The following is a 22114-nucleotide window of genomic DNA, read 5'->3' on the forward strand; positions in this document are numbered from 1 at the left end:
CGAACGCCTGCGCCGCCGTCCTCAGAAGCTGCCGCGCAGCGTGAGTACGACGTTGCGCGGCGTTCCATACCAGTTGCCGCCCGACGCCGTTCCCACGCGCTCGTAATAGACCTTGTCCAGCAGGTTGTTGATGTTCAAGGCCACCGTCCAGCGCGGATCGATCCGGTACTGCGCCATGGCATTGAGCACGGCGTAGCCGCCCTGATTGAATGAATAGGGCGTGGCATTGAAATCAGCGTCGTACAGCGATCCCTTGACCGAAGTCCTGCTCTGTACATGGGCCGAGCCTCCTATCAGCCACTGCGACCAGGCGCCGGGCAACTGGTATGCCGTGGACAGCTTGAGCAGGTGCCGCGGCGTGATGGTGCTGTAACTGCCTTGCGCGCTGCGGTCCCGGGTCTGGTTGAAGGTGTAGCCGGCCGCCAGTTGCCAGCCCAGCCTCAGCTCGCCGCCGATCTCGGCATCGAAGCCGCGGCTGGTCACCTTGCCTTGGGGCAGGTAGCAGCAATTGCCGGCCCAGGGATCACGGTTCGTGGGGTAGCGCTCATCAACGACGCCCGTGCCGGTGCGCTCAACGCTGAACACACTAAAAGTCGCATTGAGCTTTCCATCCAGCAGTCCCCCCTTGAAGCCCGCCTCCAGGCTCTTGCCCTTGATCGGCGCCAGTGAGCTGCCCGGCAGTGGACCGGCCTTGAGCAGAGCCTGGGGCTTGAAGATCGAGGCATAGCTGGCATACACCGACCACTGGGAGTCGAGGTCATAGATCACGCCGCCGTAGGGCGTGACCTTGGTGGGCTCGCCAAAGGCCGTGCGCGAAGTCAGGCTCAGATGGCCTGCTGCATCGGCACTGGAGATGCCCTGCAGGAAGTCGTAGCGGCTGGCCCGCGCGCCCACGATGGCATGCAGACGGTCCGTCGGATGCAGGCGCAGCATGCCATAGGCGCCCTTTTGCTCCTGGTTCCACGGATCGAAGATCGAGGTGAGTGGCACGTTCATGTCGGGGTTCCAAGGGTTGCCGGAAAACACATCGGCAGGAACCGCCCAGTTGTCCGACGGCTTGCCCGTGGCCCATGTGCCCTGGGCCCGCTGCCAGTCCATGCCCGCCACGAATTCGTGGCGGCGGCCCAGCAGCCCGAAGGTGCCGCTCAGGCTGACATCCACGATATCCTGCTGGCTGGACGTGTCATAGCGGCCGCCACCCCAGTAGGCCCCGGTGCCGGTCAACGGATCTATGGCGCCATCGACGAAGGCAGTGGCAGCTTTGGAGCGCGCGAGCACATGCGTCAGATTCGCCTTGAGCTTCCAGCCATTGGAGAAGCGGTGCGCCAGCTGCGCGAACAGCTCCTTGCTTTCGGTATCCCAGAATGCCCAGGGCTGGGTCAAGCTGGCGCTGCGCGCCAAGTTCAGTGGCCGGCCGTCGCTGTAGCGCGGCATGCCATCACCGTAGCCGTTCTCATGCCGCTTGCCGTAGCTGCCGCCCACGGTCAGCAGGCTGTCGGGCGTGAGATCCATCTCGAGCACGCCGTAGAGCGCCGGCTTTTCGAGGCTGCGGTCCCGCAGGTGGTAGTTGCGATTTTCATAGACGGCGACGACCCGTCCGCGCAGTCTGCCGTCCAGGCCCAGCGACCCTGTGGCATCCAGCATGGTGCGCGAGCTGTCCCAGCGGCCCACGGACTGCTCCAGCGTGAACCTACGCTCGGCCAACGGCTTCTTGCGTGCCAGATTGACGATGCCTCCCGGGTCTCCGGCACCTCCCAACAGACCCGAGGCGCCACGCATCACTTCGACCCGGTCGTAGAAAGCCATGTCCTGCTGCGGCTCGTAGGTGTACGAGCCCAGCGCCAGTGGGGCACCTCCATCGATCTGCATGCTTGTGATCTGGAAGCCGCGCGCATAGAAATCGAACGTGCTGAAATTCGCGCGATTGACCGTAATGCCCGGCGTCAGCGCCAGAGCCTCATTGACATTGACCAAATGCTGGTCATCGAGCTGTTCACGCGTCACCACGGATACCGACTGCGCAATCTCGCGGAACGACTGGTCCGTCTTGGAGGCAATGCTGGTCACTCGGCTGGTGTAGGAGCCTGTGCCTTCGGTCGTGCCGTCACCGGCGCGGCGCGCGGCCACGCGCACCTCGGCCAGCGACACCTCGCGCGGGGCAACGTCTGGCGCCCGGGCATCGGGCACGACGCGCGGGCGCAGCACATAGCCGCCTTGCGGCTGCACCGCCGCCTCCAGCCCCGTGCCCTGCAGCAGCGCGGCCAGGCCGGCCTGCGCGGTGTGGCTGCCCTGCAGCCCCGGGCTGCGCAGGCCCTGGACCTGGTCCTGGGTGAAGGACAGCAGCAAACCCGAGTCGCGCCCGAAGCGGTTGAGCGCGTCCTCCAGCGTGCCCGCCGGAATCTGGTAGCTGCGTGTGGCTGCTGTGGCGGCCGTGGTGTTGACGGACGGCGAAGGCGCCTGCGCCCACAGGTTGCTGCCCAGCCCCGCGCAGGCCAATGCCAGCAACAGGCCACGGGACGGGACGACGGAGGGGCGCAAGGCGCAGGGAAAGCGCCGGGGCGCTGAGGGATATGCCATGGTGTGCGAAGGACTGGGCCTGGAAGGAAAAGAGAAACGGATGGATGGACGAATCGATGGGCGGGCCCGGCATGGCAAGCCCCCCCTCTTCCTCCATGTCCCGCGAGTTCTCGAAACAGACCACCCCGGGCGCAGATTTCTTCAAAAAACTGCGCAGACCCCCCTCAAGCCCCTGACACCTTCTTGCCCACAACCACCTCGCGCCGGCCCCACCAGCGCGTCATGGAGCGCAGCTCCAGTCCCGGCAGCGCACCGATCACGGCCAGCACGCGCGGCACATCGGCCAGCGGATAGGTGCCTGAGATGCGCAGGTTGGCCACTTCGGGCTCGCAGGCCAGGGCCGCATCGCTGTACGGCTGCAGCGCCTCCAGCATCCGGGCAAGCGGCATGCCGCGCGCCACCAGCATGCCCTGGATCCAGGCGGTGCTCTCTTCGTGCACGGAGGTGGCGGCAGAAATGCCATCGGCCCGCAGCGTGGCCTGCTCGCCCGCCTTGAGCACCAGCACACCCTGGCCGGCCAGCCGAGGCGTCAGGCGCACGGCACCCTCGAACACACCCACCTGGAAATCACCATCCGCGAGCGCACGCACGGAAAACCGCGTACCCAGGGCCAGCGCCTCGCCCGCAGTGGTCTGCACGGCAAAGGGCCGGGCGGGCTGCTCGGTGTCCTTGGCCGTGGTGACCAGCACCTCGCCCTGCAACAGGCGCAGGCGGCGGTGCCGCCGGCTGTATTCGATGTCCAGCGCGCTGGCGCCGTTGAGCACGATCTGCGTGCCGTCCGGCAACGCCATCTGCCGACGCTCGCCCCGCGCCGTGCGTGCATCGGCCACCCAGCCCTGCCAGGGCAGGCGCTGCTCCAGCTGCCAGGCAATGCCTGCCCCAAAGGCCGCAACGGCCAGGGACCGGATCACGCGCCGGCGAGCGGAACCACGCGGGGCCAGCGCAGCCCGGGCTATCGGTGATTGCGGCGGCGCCACCAGCCCAGCCAGCCGCTGGTTGACGGCGGCGATGCGCTGCCAGGCCTGCTCGTGCAGCGGATCGGCCGCGCGCCAGGCCTGCCAGGCTTGCCATTCGCGGGCCAACTCATCGGACAGGCCGCCCTCCTGGTGCTTCAGCCACCACTCGATGGCGCTGCGCGCTACCTCGGGCGGCAGGCCGGCTCCTGCCGCCGTCATGCATCCACCGCGAAATAGCAGTGCATGCCTGCCTGCACCAGGTAGCGCTTGACGGTGGTCAGCGACAGGCCCAGCTCGCGCGCAATGTCGGCCTGCTTCATGCCGTCCAGCTGGGCCATCAGAAAGGCCCGCCGCACGGGGGCAGGCAGGCCGTCGAGCATGCGGTCGATCTCGTCCAGCGCCTCCAGCAGCAGCGCGCGCTCCTCGGGCGAGATGGCAAAGGACTGCGGCGCCTGTGCCAGCGCCTCCAGATACGCGCGCTCCAGTTGCTGGCGCCGGTAGTGGTTGGCCAGCACGCGCTGCGCCACCGTGGTCAGAAAGGCGCGTGGCTCCCGCGCCTGCACAGGCTCGTCGCGCGCCAGCAGGCGCACAAAGGTGTCGTGCGCCAGATCGGCCGCCTGGTGCACATCGCCCAGCTTCTTGCGCAGCCATCCCTGCAGCCAGCCGTGGTGGTCGGTGTAGAGCGTGGCGACTTCGCGGTGAAGGGAGGTTTCGGCGGCAGGCATGGCGCGGGAGGAGGAATGCGTGGGCGGCTGGCCCGAAATATGAGATCAATTCTCATTTGCATTCTAACGGTTGGCCTGCGCTGTTGCCCCCGCCGCCCTGTCCACTCAGAACTTGTAGTTCAGCACCGCCATGGCCTGGCGCGGCGTGCCGAACTGGCCCTGGCCGTCGATGTTGACGTAGTACTTCTTGTTGAAGAGGTTGTTCAGGTTCAGCTGCAGCGAGAGCCTGGGGCTGAAGGCATAGCGCGCCATGAGGCTGGCGGTGGCGAAGGATTTCTGCTCGAAGACCAGGTCATTGCCCGCCACGAAGACGCTGGCGCGGGTGCGGCTTTGCCATTGCAGGCCGCCGCCCACGGTGAGCTGATTCCACCCACCGGGCAGGCGGTAGGAAGTGAACAGCTGGGTCTGGGTCTTGGGCGCCCAGGCGTTGATGGACAGGCCCTGGGCGTCACGCGCGACGGTGTGGGCAATGCCGGCCGACAGGTTCCAGCCCGTGGCCAGCTCTCCCGAGACCTGGGCCTCGAAGCCCTTGCTGGTCACGCCCTTGGCGCCGTAGTAGGCGAAGTCGGTGGTGCCGGGCACGACCTGGCCTTCGTCCAGCTGGGCCACATTGTCCTGCTGGATGCGGAACACGGACAGCGAGCTGTTGAGCCTGCCGTCCAGGTGCTCGCCCTTGATGCCGATCTCGAAGCTCTTGCCCGCCACGGGGTCCAGGTAGCTGCCGCCACGGTCGCGGTAGTTCTGGGGCTGGAAGATGTCGGTGTAGCTGGCATAGGCCGAGAAGCCTTCGCTCAGGTCCAGCACCAGGCCTGCGTAGGGGATGAAGACGTTGTGGTCGCGCACCTCGCTGAGGCTGCGCACCTTCCAGCTGCTCTGGCGCCCGCCCACGATGAGCTTGACCGGATCGGCCAGCGACAGGCGCAGCGCGCCGTACAGCGCGTCCTGGCGCGTGTGGTCCAGGCTGCTGGTGGTCAGCGGCCCCCAGGTGGGCTCGGCATAGGAGCCGTCCCATTGGTAGTAGTTGCCCACGTCCTGCAGGGGGCTGGTGCGCGCATGGCCGGCCTTGTGCTCGCGGGCACGGCTGCTGGTCAGGCCCACCACGGCCTCATGGCGGCGCCCGCCCAGTTCCCAGCCGCCCGTCACCTGCAGGTCGGCGCTGTTTTGCTGGAAGCTGTATTCGGAGTAGTTGGGCAGGGCTGCCATGCCCAGGCCGGTGGTGATGTCGGGCTGGCGCATGAGGTACAGCAGTTTGGCGTCGTAGGCGCTGTCGCGGTGCACGAAGTTGGCCTTGAGCTTCCAGTCGTTGCCGAAACGGTGCTGCAGGTTGGCGAAGATGTTTTTGTTGGTGCTGTTCCAGCGCGTCCAGTTCGCGGCCGTGGTCTTGGAGGTGCTCCAGTCGGCTGGCATGCCGTTCGTGAAGACCAGCGGCAGGCCGCCCCAGGTCGAGCCGGTGGGCCGGTTGGACTGGTAGTCGGCGCCCACGCTGAGCGTGGTGTCGGGCGTGAGGTCGGCATCGATCACGCCGTAGAAGACCTGCTTGCGCGCGTGGTAGAGATCCACATGGGAGTCGCGCTCTTCGGCCATGCCTGCGACGCGTGCGCGGATGCGGCCGTCCTGCGTCAGCGGCATGGACAGGTCCACCGTGCCGCGATGGTGGTTCCACGAGCCCACGCTGGCCGAGGCCGAGCCCGTGAACACCTTGCTGTTGGCGTGCTTGCGCACCATGTTGATGGAGGCCGACGGATTGCCCGCGCCCGTGAGCAGGCCCGTGGCGCCGCGCACCACTTCGACGCGGTCATAGATGGTGGTATCGGTGCCCGAGTCACCGTAGAACGACAGGCCGATGGAGGTGGGCACGCCGTCGTACTGCAGGTTGTCCACGTAGAAGCCGCGCGAGTAGAAGTCCGAGCGGTCGCTGTCCGAGCTGACGACATGGATGCCGGTGACGCTGCGCATGGCGTCGTTGAGCGAGAGCAGGCCCTGGTCCTCGATCTGCTGGCGCGTGAGCACGCTGACGGACTGCGGCGTGTCGCGCAGCGACAGGCTCAGGCCCGTGGCCGCCGCCGTGGCCGGCGTGGTGTAGGAGCCCGAGCCTTCAGTGGTGGGGCTGGCCTGGGCCGAGGCCGTGACCAGCACGGTCCTGAGCGTCTGGGAGGACCCCGCGCCTGCCGCACCCGCAGCACCCGCCGCGCCGGAGGTGGCAGGCACCACAGGCATCTCGCGCAGGGTGTAGCCGCCACCGGCCGAGCGCACGGCCGCCAGCGGCGTGCCCAGCAAGGCGCGGTCCAGCGCCTGCTCCACGGTGAAGCGCCCGCTCACGCCGCCGCTGCGCAGCCCTTCGGTGACGGCCGAGCCGAAGGTGACCAGCACGCCGGCCTCGCGGCCGAGTTGGTTGAGCACGCTTTCCAGCGGGCCGGCGGCAATGTCGTACTGGCGTTGCTGCGAAGCACCGGCAGCCGGCTGCGCCCAGGCCTGTGCCGGAGCCAGGGCGCCCGCGGCAGCCAGCCCCGCCAGCGTGCCCGCGCACAGCACCTGCAGCGCCAGCGCCACCGGACGTAATGCCGGGGCCGCCTGGGATGGGCGGACGGTGGAGGCGGCAGTCTGCCGCATGGAGTTCTGGCGCATGGTCTGAGGGCGCATGGAAAGGCCTTGTTGCAATGGTTGTAGAGAAGCGTTGGCGCACGCTGCGGTGCGCTCCTGTCTCTGTTGACAGCCATCGCCGGCAAATCAGCTCAAATTTTTTTCAGGAAAGTGCGAAGGCCTTCATGCCGGCCGTGCCGGTCATGCCTTGCCCGCCCCGGCAGGCCGCACCATCACCCAGTAGCGCGAGAAGGAGTGGATTTCCACGGGCAGCGAGGAAGTCAGCGCGGCCAGCACGCGGTCGGTGTCGGCCAGCGGATAGGCGCCGGAGACGTGCAGGCCGGCCACGGCCGGGTCGCAGCCCAGGCGCCCGCGCCGGTAGCGGCCCAGCTCGGCCAGGAAATCCTCCAGCCGCATGCGCGAGGCCACCAGCATGCCTTCGGCCCAGGCGCTGGCCGCCGTGTCCAGCGCGCCGGAGTGCACGGCCTGCTGGGCCGTGAACGTGCCCTGCTCTCCCGCATCGATGCGCTGCGCGGCATGCGGGGCATGCGCGGGCCGCAGTTGCACGGCGCCTTGCAGCACGCCCACTTCAACGCCGGACTCGCGCTCGCGCACCGTGAAGCGCGTGCCCAGGGCCTGAACGGCGCCCATGGCGGTCTGCACGATGAAGGGACGGTGCAGGCTGTCCGGCGCGGTCTGCACGAGGATTTCGCCACGCACCAGCTCCAGCACGCGCTCGGCCGCGCCGTAGCGCAGGTTGAGGGCGCTGCCGGTGTTGAGCACCACGCTGCCGCCGTCGGGCAGCGGCAGCCGGCGCTGCTCGCCCACGGCAGCCACCTGGTCGGCCGTCCAGCCGCGCCAGGCCTGCGAGCGCACGACGGCCGCGGAGCCTGCGCCCGAGACCAGCAGCACGGCCAGCGCCTGCACAGCACGGCGCCTGCCGGCCGAGCCGGGCGCGGCCAATGCGGCCCGCGCCAGCGGCATGGGGATGCCGGCCATCTGGCTGCCCATGGATTCGATGCGCTGCCAGGCGGCCTCATGCTCGGGGCTGGCCGCACGCCAGCGCCGCAGGCCATCGTGCTGCCGGGCCTGGGCCTTGCCGGAGTTCAGTTGCAGCCACCATTGCACGGCCTGGCGGGCCACTTCGGCAGAAATGGGGGAAGAAGCGGAAGGGAACGCCTGCATGCCGCCTACTCCGGGAAGAAGCAGCGCATGGCCGCCTTGGCCAGATGCCGCTTGACGGTGGAGACGGAAATCCCCAGCTCGGCCGCGATCTCGCCATGGCCGAGCCCTTCGAGCTGGGCCAGCAGGAAGGCCTGCTTGGCCAGCGCGGGCAAACGGCCCAGGCGGCGGTCTATCTCCACCAGGGTCTCCAGCACCATGAGCCGGACCTCGGGCGGCGGCGCCACGGGCTCGGGCATGGCGGCCAGGGCATCGAGATAGGCCTGCTCGATGGCGCGGCGGCGCACCTGGTTGATCAGCAGGTTGCGCGCAATGGTGGTCAGGTAGGCGCGCGGTTCCTGGAGCTGGTCCAGGCCCTTGGCGCCCAGCACCTTGAGGAAGGTGCTCTGCGCCAGATCGGCCGCGTCGAAGGCATTGCCCACCTTCTTGCGCAGCCAGCCCTGCAGCCAGCCGTGGTGGGCCAGGTACAGGGATTCGACATGGGCGGACAAGGAAGGCGATGGGCTGGACACGCGGCGACCCGAGATTGAGAATAATTCTCAATTATAGGCAACTACGACCCTCTTGCGGCCCTGCTCTGCCGCCTGCTGCTGCAGTCCGTTGTTCCTGGCCGCGTTTCAGAACTTGCCGCGCAGGGTGAGCGTCGCGCTGCGCGGCGCGCCGTAGACATTGCCCCAGGCCGGTGCGCCTATGGTCTGGTAGTAGGTCTTGTCGAACAGGTTGGCCACGCTCAGTGCCACGGACCAGTTGCGGTCGATCCGGTAGCCCAGGCGGGCAGACCACACGGCATAGGCTGGCTGCACGTCGGTGATGGCGCCCACCGCGCGCGAGCTGGCGGTCTGGAAGTTGACGCCGCCGCCCACGTTCCAGGCGCTCCATTCGCCCGGCAGGCGGTAGTCGCTCCAGACCCGCAGCATGTGCTTGGGCGTATAGGTGCTGGCGAACTCCACGCCGGCATTGGAGGTGTTGTCCAGGTATTTGAAATGGCTGAAGGTGTAGCCGGCAAACAGCTGCCAGCCGCGCGCCACCTCGCCGCTGATCTCGGCATCCAGCCCCTGGCTGCGGACCTTGCCCACGGAGACATAGCAGTAGGTGCTGGCCGAGCAGGGGTTGACCAGGTCCTCTTCGGCGCGGTTCTTCTGGTCGATGCGGAACAGGGCCACGGCAGCGTTCACCCTGCCGTCCAGCAATTCGCCCTTCATGCCCACTTCCAGATTGCGCCCCTTGATGGGTGCCAGCAGGTCGCCGGCCGCCGTCACGGCGTTCTGGGCCTGGAAGATGTCGGAGTAGCTGGCATAGGCCGACCACTGGTCATTGAGCGCATAGACCAGGCCGCCATAGGGCGTGATGACGCCGCTTTCCTTGTACGGGTCGTTGTAGGCCTCGCCCGTGTTGCGGTAGTTGCTGCTGCCCGTGAAGCGGGTGACGCGGGCGCCGCCGATCAGGGTCAGCGCATCGGTGAGGCCCAGCCGCGCCACGCCGTAGGCGCCGGACTGGGTCATGCGGGTGCGGCTTTCATCGCCGCGATAGCGGTTGGCCAGGAATTCCGCGCGGGACGGCTCGCGGATGGCGGCGCTCGGGTCGAACACGTTGTTGGGCAGGCCCATGCGGATCAGCGAATAGTCGCTGTCGTTGACCATGCGGCCCGTGTTGGCGCCAAAGCTCAGCGAATGCCGGCGGCCGAAGGCGTCGAATTTGCCGTCCACCGCCACGTCCAGGGTCTTGTTGTCGGTGGTGACATCGAACAGGCCGGCATACATCTCGTTGCCCGCCAGCGTGGCGGGATGGATCGCCCCCAGGGCAAAGGCGTACTTCATGTCGTGCTTTTCCCGGGTGTAGCCCGCCGTGGCCTTGACGGTCCAGTCCGCGTTGAAGCGGTGCTGCAGCTCGGCAAACAGCGATGTCTGCTCGCTGTCCCAGCGGTTCCAGTCCGCGCCCAGGAAGGTGGAGCGCGGCAGCCGCAGGTCCGCCCCGTCGGCATAGCGCGGCAGGCCCTGGAAGAACGGCGTGGAGCGCAGCCGCTCGTGGGTGGCGCCCACCGTCAGCCGGGTCTGGGAGCTGAGGTCGTACTCCAGCACGCCGTAGAGCACGCCGGTACGGCTGCTGGCCACGTCGTAGAAATAGTCGCGGCTGTTGAGGCTGGCGACCACGCGCCCGCGCAGCGTGCCGGCCTCGTTGAGCGGGCCCGTGGCATCGATCTCGGTACGCAGGTTGTTCCAGGAGCCAACACTGGCCGAGACTTCCAGCTGGCGCTCTGCCAGGGGGCGCTTGCGCACCATGTTGATGGCCGCGCTGGGAGAGCCCGCCCCCTGCAGCAGCCCCGTGGCACCGCGCACCACTTCCACGCGGTCCAGCGTGGCGGCGTTGCTGGTGAAGTTGTCGGCCTGCGGGTAGTAGAAGGCGCGGTTCACGCCATCGAACTGGTAGGTATCCACGCGGAAGCCGCGCGAGTAGACATAGCGCCCGCCCATGGGGCTGTCGTACATGGTGATGCCCGTGGTGCTGGCCAGCACGTCGTCCACGGTGTTGAGGTTCTGGTCGTCCATGCGCTGGCGCGTGATCACGCTGATGGACTGGGGGATGTCCTTGATCGCCTGCTCGCCCTTGCCCACCGTGACCGCGCGGGCCACGTAGCTGCCCGTGCCTTCGCTGGTGGCGCTGCGCTCGGCGCGGGCCGTCACCTGCACTTCGTTCAGGACCGTGGTGGAACCGGCACCAGCGCCGGCCGGTGCGGCCTGCCTGCGCAGCGTGTAGCTGCCATCGCTGCGCGCCACCATGTCCAGCCCGCTGCCGGCCAGCAGGCGCTGCAGCGCCTGCTGCGGCGCATAGTGGCCGGACAGGGCCGGGCTGGTCAGCCCTTCGGTCAGCGCAGGATCGAAGGACAGCGAAATACCCGCCGCCGTGGCCACGCCGGCCAGCGTGCGGCCCAGCGGCCCAGGCGCGATCTGGTAGGTCTGGGCTGCGGGGGCCGGTTCGGCCGCCTGCACGGCGCCTGCGGCCAATGCCATGCCCAGCAGGGCCAGTCGGGCGGCATGCGCCAAGGGATGGAAGACGGGATGCGGCATGGGTACGGCAGGCATGGAAATCGGTCCTTGGAGACGGTGAAGAAAGAAGCTCTTTCCCCGTTGCCAGCCGAGATCCGAAAAAGTGTCACCCTGCCTCGATTTTTCTAGTTCCTGGCGACCACGGTGATCCAGTAGCCGCGCATGCGCGTCTGCACGTCGACGGGATAGGTGGAGGCCAGCATGGTCAGCGTCCGGTCCGTATCGCCCAGCGGAAAGGAGCCGGACACGCGCAGCGCGCGCACCTCGGGCGCGCACTGCAGCAGGCCGGGCCGGTAGCGCGACAGTTCGGCGCAGAACGCGGCCAGCGGCATGGCGTCGGCCATCAGCATGCCGTGGGTCCAGGCCGTGGCTTCGGGCTGCAGGGGCTGGGGCGAGGTCACCTCCCCCGCTCGCAATACCGTTTGCTGACCGGCTTGAACGACCAGCGCCGGGCTGGCGGCGCCACGCAGCGTCACTTCCACGGCTCCCTCGGTCACGGCCAGGCGCACGGGGCCGCCGTCCGCCCTGTCGCCCTCCTGCCGCACGGTGAAGCGGGTGCCCAGGGCGCGCAGCCGGCCATGGGCGGTGTCCACGACAAAGGGGCGGTGCGGTGTGGCGGTATCTGCCGCCGTTTCTATGGAAATCGCACCCTGGCGCAGGGTGAGCAGGCGCAGTGCGCCATCAAACCGGATGTCCACCGCGCTGGCCGTGTCCAGCAGGAGGCGGCTGCCATCGGCCAGATGCTCGGTGCGGCGCTCGCCGGTGGCGGTGCGCAGGTCGGCGCCCCAGCCGCGCTGGTCCGCCGCACTCCATATCAGCCAGCCTGCAGGCGCCACGGCCAGCAGCGCGGCCAACCGGGCCACGGCGGCGCGGCGCTGGGCGCGGTGGCTTCGGGGCCGGTCCAGCGCCGGCATGGCCAGCGCTGCAGGCAGGCCGCCCAACTTGCCCAGCAGCCGCTCGGCGCGCTCCCAGGCCAGGGCATGCTGTGGGTCGGCCTGGCGCCAGCGTTCGCAGGCGGCGCGGTCGGCGTCGGTGGCGCCGCTGTCGTGCAGGCGCATCAGCCATTCGGCGGCCTCGTCGAGCACGCGCGCTTGCAGGGGCGGCTCCATCACGCCATTGCCACCAGGCATTGGCGAAACGCCTGGGCCATGTAGCGCTTGACGCTGGTGAGCGAGACCTCCAGCTGCTGCGCGATGTCCTCGTACTTCATGCCGTCCAGCTGGGACAGCAAAAACGTGCGCCGCACGATGGGCGGCAGCGCGTCCAGCATGGCGTCTATCTCGTGCAGGCTCTCCAGCACCAGGGCGCGCTGCTCGGGCGACGGCGCCACGGGCTCGGGCAGCGCGGCCAGGGCTTCGAGGTAGGCGCGCTCCAGCGCCTGGCGCTTGTACCAGTTGACGAGCACGCCCTTGGCCACCGTGGTCAGGTAGGCACGCGGCTCCTGCACACCGGCCAGGTCGCGCACGCCCAGGATGCGCACAAAGGTGTCCTGCGCCAGGTCCGCCGCATCCGCCCCGTTGCCCAGCCTGCGGCGCAGCCAGCCCTGCAGCCAGCCATGGTGGGCGGTGTACAGGGAGGCGGCTTCTCGGTGCTGGGGGGTGGAGGCGGATGGCATGGCAGGTCCCGATTCCCTTGGGGGCGGGGCCCGCAATCAAACAAGAATCATTCTTATTCGATTGTATCCATGCCAGGGAGCGTGCGAGAGCGCTTTCGACCGGCCTGATGCCGCAGGGCCTACCAGATGTACCCGAACCGAACCACCATGTTGCGCGCTTCGCCGTAGTTGCAGGCATTGGCGGAAAAGCACGACGCCGTGTGGTACTTGTCGAACAGGTTCTTCACCGTCAGGCTCACGCTGGCCCCGCGCCAGTCACTGCGCATCTTTCCCAGGTCATAGCGCAGCGAGGCATCCACCAGGGTGAACGACGGCACGCGGAAGCTGTTGTCCGCATCGCCCCAGCTCCAGCCGATGTAGCGTGCCCCCACGCCCGCCCCCAGCCCCAGCAGGTCGCCCCCAAAGGCATAGTCCACCCAGGCCGACGCCATCTTGCGGGGCACTTCGTAAGGCGACTTGCCCTGCACGTTGCCGCCCCACTGGTCTGGCTGGGCCCGGGTCACCTTGACGGGGTTGTAGGTCAGCGCGGCCAGGAGCTTGAGGCCTCGCGTGGGCTGGACTGCCGCCTCGAACTCGATGCCGCGAGAACGCACTTCGCCCTGCTGTATGGAATAGCGGACGTTCTCGGGGTCGGTGGTGAGTACGTTCTGCCGGCGCAGCTCGAAGGCGGCCAGCGTGAAGCTGCTGCGCTCGTCGGGCGAATACTTGACGCCGACCTCGACCTGTTTGCCGGTTTCCGGATCAAAGGGCCGGTCGTTGCGGTCAGCGCCCATCAAAGGGACAAACGACTCGCTGTAGCTGACATAGGGCGCCACGCCGTTGTCTGCAAGATAGGTCAGGCCCACGCGGCCGGTGAAGGATTTGGGCTTGCGCACGCTGGTGGACACGGGGTCGGCCAGGCGGCTGGTCTGCTCCAGGCGGCTCCAGTCGTGGCGCCCGCCCAGGGCCAGCACCCAGCGGTCCTTGCGGATGCGGTCCTGCACGTAGAGGCCTACCTGCTGGGCGCGCTCATCGCGCAGCGCATCGGGCTGCAGCAGCGAGGTGTCGATGAAGCTGCCATAGACGGGCCGGTAGATGTCCAGCTGCGGACCGTCGGCAATATAGGAGTCGAAACTGGAGCGGCTGCGGTTGTAGTCCAGCCCCACGATGAGCTCATGCTGCAGGCCGGCCGCCGCGAATTGGCCCGACAGGCTGGTGTCCACGGTGTAGACGCCGCCCTTGCCATCGCGCGAATCGATCTCCCGGTTGGTGATGGAGCCGTCGATCAGCGGCCCGTAGCGGAACATGTACTGCTCGTGGTTGCGTGCGTGCAGGTAGCGGAAGTTCTGCCGCAGCGTCCAGCCGTTGTCGAATTGATGGCGTGCGTCGTAGCCCAGCGATGCGACCTCGGTCTCTTCGCGGTCGAAGCCCGGCTCCCCCAGGAAGCGGTTCAGGGGCAGCCGGCCATTGGGGTTGCGCCCGTTGAGCGCATCCCACTGCACGTTGGTGGACATCATGGCGTGGTTCTTCTGGTAGAAGCCGCGCAGCGTGACGCTGGTGCGCGCGTCCGGCGCCCAGGTCAGGCTGGGCGCCAGGTAGACGCGGTCATCACGCATGAAGTCGATCTGCTGGTCGGCCGCCCTGGCCAGCCCCACCAGGCGGTAGCTCACCGTGCCATCGTCACCCACCGACCCTCCGAGGTCGAAGGCCGCCTGCCGGCGAGCATGGCTGCCCACGGACAACTCCATGCCGCGCACCGCATCGGCCGAAGGCCGCTTGGACACGAAGTTCACGATGCCGCCCGGCGAGTTCTGCCCATACAGCACCGAGGCCGGCCCCTTGAGGACCTCCATGCGCTCGGCCCCGTAAGGCTCCATGCCGAAAAAGCCCAGCGTGCCCAGCGGCATGAGGCGCAGCCCGTCCAGGTAGAAATTGCCCGAGAACTGGCTGAAGCCGCGCACCGACAGGCTGTCATCCGCAGGATTTGCCCCACCCGTATTGGTGCGCACGCCGGCCGTGTACTGCACGGCGTCGTTGAGCGTGCGCACGCCCTGGTCGTCCATGCGGTCGCGCGTGATGACGGACACCGATTGCGCCACCTCCAGAATCGACGCATCGGTCTTGGTGGCCGTGCTGGCACGGCGCGCCACATACCCGCTGGTGCTGCCCCAGGGGCTTTCTGCCGGGGCCGCGGCGGTCACCCTGACCTCACCCAGCACGGTCGATGCCTGGGTGGCCTCGGGCACCGCACGCAGCACAAAACCGCCCTCCCCCGCCGCCTGCGCCTGCAGGTCGGTGCCGGCCAGCAGCCGGTCCAGCGCCTCGCGCACCGTGAGGCGGCCCTGCACGCCCTGGGTGCGCCGGCCCTGCACCAGGGCGGGCGGTGCACTGATGCTCACGCCTGCGTCAGCGGCAAACGCCGTGAGCGCGGCGGCCAGCGGGCCTGCCGGCACCTGGAACGGACGCTGCACCGCGCTGGCCGCCGCCGCACCGGCCTGGGCCCGCGCAGCGCGCGGCAAGGCGGCGCCTGCCGCCAGGCCCGCGGCCATGAGCACGGCGAGGCCTGTCCGGGACAGCGGAAAGAGCAAGGGGGAGGGAGTGCGCGCCACGCTGCGCATGCCGGGCCGGAGAGCCATGGTCTGTTTTTCCTTCGGAAGTCGTTCGATGAAATCGGTTGCCATCGAACAGGACACGGCCTGCCGCAGAAAGGGGCCAGATTCCGAAAGAAATTTCAAGCCGGTGGTGTACCGCGCGCCGCCACCGTCACCCAGTAGCGCGTGCGGTAGTGGACCTGCACGGGCAGCAGGTGCACGAGGTTGGCGAGCACGGCGTCCGTGCCGGTATCGGCATCGCCCAGTTGAAAGGCGCCGGTGACGCGCAAATCCGCCACAGACGGATCGCAGTGCAGCCAGCCGGAGCGGTAGCGCGACAGCTCGGCCACAAAGTCGGCCAACCGCATGTTGTCTGCGGCCAGCAGGCCCCGCGCCCATTGGGCGGCGCCGGCGTCCGCAGGCTCGGCACGGCCTATGCCCATGGCGTCAAACCACAGTTGCTGGCCTGCCTGCAGCTGCTGCGCGGCGCCGCCACGGGTGGTGATCTGCACGGCGCCCTGCAGCACGGCCACCTCGCTGCGCTCCCGGACACTGCGCACGACAAAGCGCGTGCCTAGGGCGCGCACCCTGCCCTGTGGTGACCACGAAGGGCCGATGCCGGGACTGCGGGTCGGGCGCAGTCTCTATGAAGACGGCGCCCTCACTCAGGTGGACACGGCGCAGCGCCTCGTCAAACAACACATCGACGGCACTGCCCGTATCGAGCACGATGCGGCTGCCATCGGCCAGCATCCATTCGCGGCGCTCGCCCGTGGCCGTGGCATGGGTGGAGGCCCACTGCATCCAGGGCGCGGCGCGCCAGGCCAGCCAGCCCACGGGGGCGGCCGTGATCAGCAGGGCCAGCGCACGCACGGTATCGCGGCGGCCCATGGCGCCCAGGCGGCGCTGCTTGCGGCCCAGGGCCGGTGCACCCAGTGCGGGCGGCAGGCTGCCCGCGCGCTGGCTCACGGCCAGGGCGCGCAGCCAGGCCTGCGCATGGACATCGGCACGGGTGCGCCAGGCCTCGAAGGCGCGGTGGTCGGCCTCGCTGGCCTCGCCCGAGTGCAGCAGCACAAACCATTCGGCGGCCTGCAAGGCGATTTCGCGCGACAGCGGCGCTGCGGCCTGGGAGTCCACGGCGTTCATGCCGACAGCAGGATGCACTCGGCCATGGCCTGGGCCATGTAGCGCTTGACCGACCGCAGGCCCATGCCCAGTTGCTCGGCAATGGCCGCATAGGTCAGCCCCTCGACCTGGGACAGGATGAAGACCGCGCGCACCTTGGGCGGCAGGCCGTCGAGCATGGCATCGACCTCCTGCAGCGCCTGCAGGATGAGCAATTGCTGCTCGGGCGACGGCGCCTGCGGTGCTGGCAGCGCGGCCAGGGCCTGCAACCAGGCCTGCTCCAGCGACTGGCGGCGCAGGTGGTTGATCAGCAGGCGCCGCGCAACCGTGGCCAGGTAGGCGCGTGGCTCGCGCAGGGCGGGCAAGTCGCCTGCAGGCGCGGTGAGCAGGCGGATGAAGGTGTCCTGCGCCAGGTCGGCCGCGTCGCAGGCATTGCCAAGTCGGCGGCGCAGCCAGCCCTGCAGCCAGCCATGGTGGCCGGCATAGAGGGCGGAGATTTCGCGGTGCAAGGGGCTGGAGGCGGCGCTGGAGGCTGGGGCGGATGGCATGGTAGGACCCGATGGCTTGAAGGCGGGATGCACCATCAAACAAGAATCATTCTCAAATCATTGTAACCAGCGGAAGCACTTGCCTAAGAGTGCCATCAGGCGGACCATCCAAGGGCGAACAGTGGAAGCAAGTGCGATCAGGTGTGGCTGACATCCAGCTGCTGCGCCGGATCGGTATCATTTAGAAACAATCAATCATCAGCTCAGCATCCATCAGGAGAGCGAACCATGTTCGAAACGCGGGTAGCAGGCACGGCAGGGCAGCAGGCGCTGTGGAGCACGCTGGACAAGGCCATGGCGCTGGCGGAGTTCACGCCCGAAGGCCGGCTGATGCGCGCCAACGCCAATTACGAAGCCATTCTTGGCTACTCCACCTCGGGCGCCGAGGGCCTGTTGCACAGTGACCTGTGCACCCAGGCACATGCCGATCCCGACGCCTACGGCCGGTGGCGCCAGCGCTGGGGCGGGGGCGAGACGATTTCGCGCGTGGGCGAACACCGGCGCCGCGACGGCAGCACCTGCTGGCTGGAGGCCACCTATGCCCCCGTGCTGGATACCCAGGGCGCGCTCAGCCATGTGCTGTGCATTGCCACCGACATCACGGCCCGGGTGCAGGCCGACCGCAGACGGCAGGAGCATTTGCGGCGCCTGTCCCTGGTGGCCGATGCCACCGACGCGGCCGTGGTGATCGCCGACGGCAACTGGACCATCTCCTATGTCAACGCAGGCTTCACCCGCATGTTCGGCTGGAGCAGCGAAGAGGTCGTGGGCCGTGCGCCCATCGCCCTGCTGGTGCCGCATGCCTCGCCCGAATTCACGGCCGCCTACCGCGCCGAACTGGACGCAGGCAAGCCGGTGTACCGCGAGGAGATCCTCGTCGGCAAGGACGGCGAGCGGTATTGGGTCAGCGCCCAGGCCAATCCCGTCATGGGCCCCGACGGCCGCCTCCACACCACGGTGACCGTGATCACCGACATCACCGAGGCCAAGATGCACGAGGTGCTGCAGCGGCGCGCCCTGGAGGCCATGGCGCGCGACCAGCCGCTGACCGAAGTGCTGGACCTGGTGTGCCGCGAGGTCGAGCGCATTGCGCCCGACATTGCGGTCTCGGTGCTGGAAGTCGATGACCAGAACCGCCTGCGCCCGCTGGCCGCGCCCAGCCTGCCGGCCTCCTATTCGGCGGCGCTGGACGGCGTGCCCGTCGGCCCCAATATCGGCTCCTGCGGCACGGCCGCCTTCCACAACCGGCCCGTGCTGGTGCGCGACATCGCCACCGACCCGCTGTGGGCCGAATTCAAGCAGCTCATCCTGCCGCTGGGGTATACGGCCTGCTGGTCCACGCCCATCTGCGGGCTGCAGGGCGGCGTGGCCGGCACCTTTGCCTTCTACTACCGCCATTTCGACCGGCCCGGCCCCGATCCCTTCCACCAGCGGCTGGTGGAGGCCTGCACCGACCTGTGCGCGCTGGCGCTGGAGCGCGAGCAGGCACGCCGCCGCATCCGGCAGCTGGCCTTCTACGACGGGCTGACCACCCTGCCCAACCGCAGTCTGCTGCTGGCCCAGGCCGAGCAGGCGCTGTCCGTGGCTTCGCACGAGGGCCACGAGCTGGCCGTGGTCTTCATCGACCTGGACCGTTTCAAGCAGGTCAACGACTCGCTGGGCCACCCGGCCGGCGACCGGCTGCTGTGCAGCGTGGCCCAGCGCATCCAGGCGGAGCTGCGCACGGGCGACATTGCCGGGCGCCTGTCGGGCGATGAATTCGTCATCGTGCTGCCACACTGCGGCGGTGCGCAGGCGGCCGAGGTGATCGAGCGGCTGCAGTCGGCACTTGGCGAGCCCTGCATGATCGACGACGTGTCCCTGGCCAGCACGGCCAGTTGCGGCATTGCCGTGTTTCCCGCCGACGGGCGCGACATGGAGACCCTGCTGCACCGCGCCGACATGGCCATGTACCAGGCCAAATCGGGCGGGCGCGGGCTCTACAGCTTCTTCAGCCCCGAGATGAACCGCCTGGCGCAGGAACGGCTGGTGCTGGAGACGGCGCTGCGCGACGCCCTGCGCAGCGGCGGCCTGCGACTGCACTACCAGCCCCAGCTCGACCTGAAGGACGGGCGCCTCTACGGCGTGGAGGCCCTGGCGCGCTGGAGCCATGCGGAATTCGGCGAGATCTCGCCCGCACGCTTCATTCCGCTGGCCGAGGAATGCGGCCTGATCGGCGAGCTGGGCACCTGGGCACTGCGCGAGGCCTGCCGCCAGCTGGGCGAGTGGCGCAGCCGGGGCATTGACGTGCCGGCCATGTCGGTCAACCTCTCGCCCACCAGCTTTCACAACCTGGACCTGCCGCGCATGATTGCCGACACGCTGGAGCACAACGCGCTCAAGCCGCAGGACCTCACGCTGGAGATCACCGAAAGCCTGCTGCTGGACACCAACCCGGGCACCATGCGCACGCTGCAGGCCGTGCATTCCCAGGGCGTGCGCGTGTCCATGGACGACTTCGGCACCGGCTACTCCAGCCTCAGCTACCTGCGCCGCCTGCCCGTCAGCGAGCTCAAGCTGGACCGCAGCTTCGTGGCGGACCTGGAAAACGACGAAGCCGCCCAGGCCCTGAGCAACGCCATCCTGGGCATAGGCCGCAGCCTGCACCTGACCGTGGTGGCCGAGGGAGTGGAGACGGCGGCGCAGAACACCATCCTGCGCGAACAGGGCTATCCGGTCGCGCAGGGTTATCTGTTCTCGCGTCCGCTGCCGGCAGCGGATCTGGAGCGGTGGCTGCAGGCATCGAGCCTGCAAGCCGGGCTGGCGACGGACGTGTGAACGGCATGTGAGCGGGCCAGGCCATGTGCACGGAGACCTTGGCCGGAAAAAGTAACAATCCGCAATAAATATTCGGACTGGACCTATTTTTCCCTAAGCCTCGCCGGCAAGTGACCGATAACTGCGGCATGGCGGGGCCGAGTGTCGGTCCCGCCGATCGCCCCCGATCGCCACTGCATCCCCTCGATTCGCAGCCACCGCCGCTCACCCGCTTTCGCTTCTCGCCGTACGGCACTCCCCACCATGATGTTTTTCCGCAATCTGAAGCTGGCCCACAAGCTGCTGGCCTCTTTCATCGCCCTGCTGCTGCTGACCGCCGGCCTGGGCCTGTTCTCCGTGGTCCAGCTGGACCGTGTCAACCGCACGGCCACCGACTTGGCGCACCACTGGATGCCCGCCGAGCGCGTGATCATGGAGATGCGCTACCAGCTGCAGCGCTACCGCTCGCAGACCATGCAGCATGTGCTGGCCACCTCGATGGATGAAATGGCCATCTACGACAAGAGCATGCCGGCGCTGAGGTCCGAGCTGCTCAAGAACCAGCAGGCCTTCGAGCGCTATGCCAACACCGCGCGTGAGCGCGAGCTGATGGCCGGCATCAAGGACGACCTGGGCCAGTACGCGCAGCACACGGCAAAGATCGTGGACCTGTCCCACGCCCTGCGCACCGACGAGGCGTCCGAGGTGCTGCGCGGCGATTCGGTCAAGACCAGCCGTGCCATCAACGCCAAGCTGGACGAACTGCTCAAGATCAACGCCCAGGGCATCGAGGATGCCAACCAGGCAGGCGACGACATCTTCACCGCCGCGCGCTGGTGGGTGATCGCCCTGCTGGCGGGGGCCGTCCTCTTCGGCCTGGGCATGGCGCTGCTGATCGCCCGCAGCGTGGCACGCCCCCTGCAGCAGGCCGTGAGCCTGGCACAGGCCGTGGCCGCCGGCGACCTGGGCAGCCGCATCGAGGTGCATGGCAAGGACGAGACCGGCCAGCTGCTGCAGGCCCTGCAGCACATGAACGAGAGCCTGCAGCGCATCGTCGGCCAGGTGCGCCAGGGAACGGACTCCATCGCCACGGCCAGCGGCCAGATCGCATCGGGCAACCAGGACCTGTCGGCCCGCACCGAGGAGCAGGCCAGCTCGCTGGAGCAGACCGCCGCCTCCATGGAGGAGCTGACCTCCACCGTCAAGCAAAACGGCGCCAACGCCCAGCAGGCCAACCAGCTGGCCGCCGCCGCCTCCCAGGTCGCCGTGCGCGGCGGCTCGGCCGTGGCCCAGGTGGTGCAGACCATGTCTGCCATCAACGATGCCTCGCGCAAGATCGTGGACATCATCGGCGTCATCGACTCCATCGCCTTCCAGACCAATATCCTGGCGCTGAATGCTGCCGTGGAAGCGGCCCGCGCCGGCGACCAGGGACGCGGCTTTGCCGTCGTCGCCTCGGAAGTGCGCACCCTGGCCCAGCGCTCGGCCGCCGCCGCCAAGGAGATCAAGCAGCTCATCGACGACTCGGTGGGCAAGGTCGAGGAAGGCAGCGCCCAGGTCGACTCGGCCGGCAAGACCATGGAGGAGATCGTGGCCAGCGTGCGCCGCGTGACCGACATCATGGGCGAGATCTCGGCCGCCAGCCATGAGCAGACGGCCGGTATCGAGCAGGTCAACCAGGCCGTCACGCAGATGGACCAGATGACCCAGCAGAACGCCGCACTGGTCGAGGAATCGGCGGCGGCCACCGGCGCACTGCAGGCCCAGGCCAAGGCGCTGGCCGAGGTGGTCAGCGTGTTCAAGCTCTCGCCGTCCACCGGCATGCTGGGCAACAGCCGTGGCGTCAACCACGCTGCCGCCGTGGCAGCGCCCCGCCACGCGCCGACGGCGCCCCGTCCGCATCTGGCGCCTTCCGCTCCCAAACGCACGGTGCCCGCACGTGCTTCGGCCGCCCTGCCTTCTGCAACCGGTGCAACCGGTGCGACCGGTGCACCCCCTGCCCCGGCAGGCGCCGCGCGCCCGGCCCAGCCAGCACAGCCGGCCCGGCCCGCCGTGACGGCATCGGCCAAAGCCAAGGCCAAGGCGGCCAGCACGGCTTCCGACGACGATTGGGAAACCTTCTGAACCAGGTTTTCGCCCGCCCCGCCGGGGGCGGACATGCCTGCCAAGGCCCGACCAGCTCCTGCTGGCCGGGCCTTTTTTCCGGGAGGTCTGCAGCCAGATCACGCCAGGGTCCACGCTGCAACCTGCGCATTGCCATGGCCAAGCCCTTCAAATCTGCCATGATCGGCCGCTGCAAGCCCTTGTTTTGAAAGCCATCGTCACACGGCAGCGCGCCTCCAGGCCCGCGCGGCGGGCGCTTGTCCCGGCACGATGCCCCAGCATGAGAAAATCGG

General features: G+C 68.6%; 15 protein-coding genes. 2 read left to right on the forward strand and 13 right to left on the reverse strand.

Features of this window, described 5'->3' with window-relative positions:
• Positions 1-21 precede the first annotated feature (21 nt).
• The 13 genes from KDK82_RS12300 to KDK82_RS12355 all read right to left on the reverse strand — a co-directional run bounded on the left by KDK82_RS12300 (position 22) and on the right by KDK82_RS12355 (position 16922).
• Positions 22-2577 carry a TonB-dependent receptor gene (locus KDK82_RS12300; RefSeq protein WP_088165034.1) on the reverse strand — a complete coding sequence of 852 codons (2556 nt, stop codon included), beginning with the start codon at positions 2575-2577 and terminating at the stop codon, positions 22-24.
• Positions 2578-2741: 164 nt separating this feature from the next.
• Positions 2742-3752, reverse strand: a complete 1011-nt coding sequence (locus tag KDK82_RS12305; protein ID WP_088165035.1) for a FecR domain-containing protein — start codon at positions 3750-3752, stop codon at positions 2742-2744.
• Positions 3749-4258 (reverse strand): sigma-70 family RNA polymerase sigma factor, encoded by a 510-nt coding sequence (locus KDK82_RS12310; RefSeq protein WP_047470604.1) that lies wholly within the window; start codon positions 4256-4258, stop codon positions 3749-3751. Before KDK82_RS12310 ends, KDK82_RS12305 begins: the two co-directional genes overlap by 4 nt.
• 105 nt (positions 4259-4363) lie before the next feature.
• Positions 4364-6898 (reverse strand): ferric-rhodotorulic acid/ferric-coprogen receptor FhuE, encoded by a 2535-nt coding sequence (gene fhuE / locus KDK82_RS12315; protein ID WP_088165036.1) that lies wholly within the window; start codon positions 6896-6898, stop codon positions 4364-4366.
• Positions 6899-7039: 141 nt separating this feature from the next.
• Entirely contained in the window at positions 7040-8023 is a 984-nt protein-coding gene (locus KDK82_RS12320; protein ID WP_088165037.1) for a FecR domain-containing protein, read from the reverse strand.
• A gap of 5 nt (positions 8024-8028) precedes the next feature.
• On the reverse strand, positions 8029-8511 hold the full coding sequence (locus KDK82_RS12325) for a sigma-70 family RNA polymerase sigma factor (protein ID WP_043791465.1): 483 nt from the start codon (positions 8509-8511) through the stop codon (positions 8029-8031).
• A gap of 126 nt (positions 8512-8637) precedes the next feature.
• A complete protein-coding gene (locus KDK82_RS12330; RefSeq protein WP_088165038.1) occupies positions 8638-11100 on the reverse strand; it encodes a TonB-dependent receptor in 2463 nt (820 codons plus the stop codon).
• An 89-nt stretch (positions 11101-11189) separates the two neighbouring features.
• On the reverse strand, positions 11190-12194 hold the full coding sequence (locus tag KDK82_RS12335; RefSeq protein ID WP_088165039.1) for a FecR domain-containing protein: 1005 nt from the start codon (positions 12192-12194) through the stop codon (positions 11190-11192).
• Positions 12173-12679, reverse strand: a complete 507-nt coding sequence (locus tag KDK82_RS12340) for a sigma-70 family RNA polymerase sigma factor (protein WP_088165040.1) — start codon at positions 12677-12679, stop codon at positions 12173-12175. Before KDK82_RS12340 ends, KDK82_RS12335 begins: the two co-directional genes overlap by 22 nt.
• A gap of 119 nt (positions 12680-12798) precedes the next feature.
• Positions 12799-15294, reverse strand: a complete 2496-nt coding sequence (locus tag KDK82_RS12345; RefSeq protein ID WP_088165508.1) for a TonB-dependent siderophore receptor — start codon at positions 15292-15294, stop codon at positions 12799-12801.
• 95 nt (positions 15295-15389) lie between these two features.
• The gene (locus KDK82_RS33390; RefSeq protein WP_306417373.1) at positions 15390-15761 is read right to left on the reverse strand and encodes a hypothetical protein; all 372 of its coding nucleotides are present in this window, start codon (positions 15759-15761) and stop codon (positions 15390-15392) included.
• Positions 15697-16395, reverse strand: a complete 699-nt coding sequence (locus KDK82_RS12350; RefSeq protein ID WP_306417374.1) for a FecR domain-containing protein — start codon at positions 16393-16395, stop codon at positions 15697-15699. The genes KDK82_RS33390 and KDK82_RS12350 overlap by 65 nt, the downstream gene beginning before the upstream one ends.
• Positions 16392-16922, reverse strand: coding sequence for a sigma-70 family RNA polymerase sigma factor (locus KDK82_RS12355; RefSeq protein WP_013802813.1), 531 nt, complete (start codon positions 16920-16922; stop codon positions 16392-16394). Before KDK82_RS12355 ends, KDK82_RS12350 begins: the two co-directional genes overlap by 4 nt.
• 228 nt (positions 16923-17150) lie before the next feature.
• On the opposite strand from KDK82_RS12355, the gene KDK82_RS12360 reads away from it, so the two are divergent.
• On the forward strand, positions 17151-19739 hold the full coding sequence (locus KDK82_RS12360) for an EAL domain-containing protein (protein ID WP_088165041.1): 2589 nt from the start codon (positions 17151-17153) through the stop codon (positions 19737-19739).
• A 243-nt stretch (positions 19740-19982) separates the two neighbouring features.
• Positions 19983-21842: a methyl-accepting chemotaxis protein gene (locus tag KDK82_RS12365; RefSeq protein ID WP_088165042.1), complete on the forward strand. Its 1860-nt coding sequence runs from the start codon at positions 19983-19985 to the stop codon at positions 21840-21842.
• Positions 21843-22114: the final 272 nt, after the last annotated feature.

Origin of the sequence: Delftia sp. K82 (assembly GCF_002193035.1) — a bacterium.
GTDB lineage: Bacteria > Pseudomonadota > Gammaproteobacteria > Burkholderiales > Burkholderiaceae_C > Comamonas > Comamonas acidovorans.

Coding starts and splice junctions, on each gene's coding strand:
- KDK82_RS12310 (WP_047470604.1), bottom strand. CDS start 4,258: ATGCCTGCCGCCGAAACCTCCCTTCACCGCGAAGTCGCCACGCTCTAC.
- KDK82_RS12335 (WP_088165039.1), bottom strand. CDS start 12,194: ATGCCTGGTGGCAATGGCGTGATGGAGCCGCCCCTGCAAGCGCGCGTG.
- KDK82_RS12340 (WP_088165040.1), bottom strand. CDS start 12,679: ATGCCATCCGCCTCCACCCCCCAGCACCGAGAAGCCGCCTCCCTGTAC.
- KDK82_RS12365 (WP_088165042.1), top strand. CDS start 19,983: ATGATGTTTTTCCGCAATCTGAAGCTGGCCCACAAGCTGCTGGCCTCT.
- KDK82_RS12320 (WP_088165037.1), bottom strand. CDS start 8,023: ATGCAGGCGTTCCCTTCCGCTTCTTCCCCCATTTCTGCCGAAGTGGCC.
- KDK82_RS12350 (WP_306417374.1), bottom strand. CDS start 16,395: ATGAACGCCGTGGACTCCCAGGCCGCAGCGCCGCTGTCGCGCGAAATC.
- KDK82_RS12355 (WP_013802813.1), bottom strand. CDS start 16,922: ATGCCATCCGCCCCAGCCTCCAGCGCCGCCTCCAGCCCCTTGCACCGC.
- KDK82_RS12300 (WP_088165034.1), bottom strand. CDS start 2,577: ATGGCATATCCCTCAGCGCCCCGGCGCTTTCCCTGCGCCTTGCGCCCC.
- KDK82_RS12360 (WP_088165041.1), top strand. CDS start 17,151: ATGTTCGAAACGCGGGTAGCAGGCACGGCAGGGCAGCAGGCGCTGTGG.
- KDK82_RS12330 (WP_088165038.1), bottom strand. CDS start 11,100: ATGCCTGCCGTACCCATGCCGCATCCCGTCTTCCATCCCTTGGCGCAT.
- fhuE (WP_088165036.1), bottom strand. CDS start 6,898: ATGCGCCCTCAGACCATGCGCCAGAACTCCATGCGGCAGACTGCCGCC.
- KDK82_RS12345 (WP_088165508.1), bottom strand. CDS start 15,294: ATGGCTCTCCGGCCCGGCATGCGCAGCGTGGCGCGCACTCCCTCCCCC.
- KDK82_RS12305 (WP_088165035.1), bottom strand. CDS start 3,752: ATGACGGCGGCAGGAGCCGGCCTGCCGCCCGAGGTAGCGCGCAGCGCC.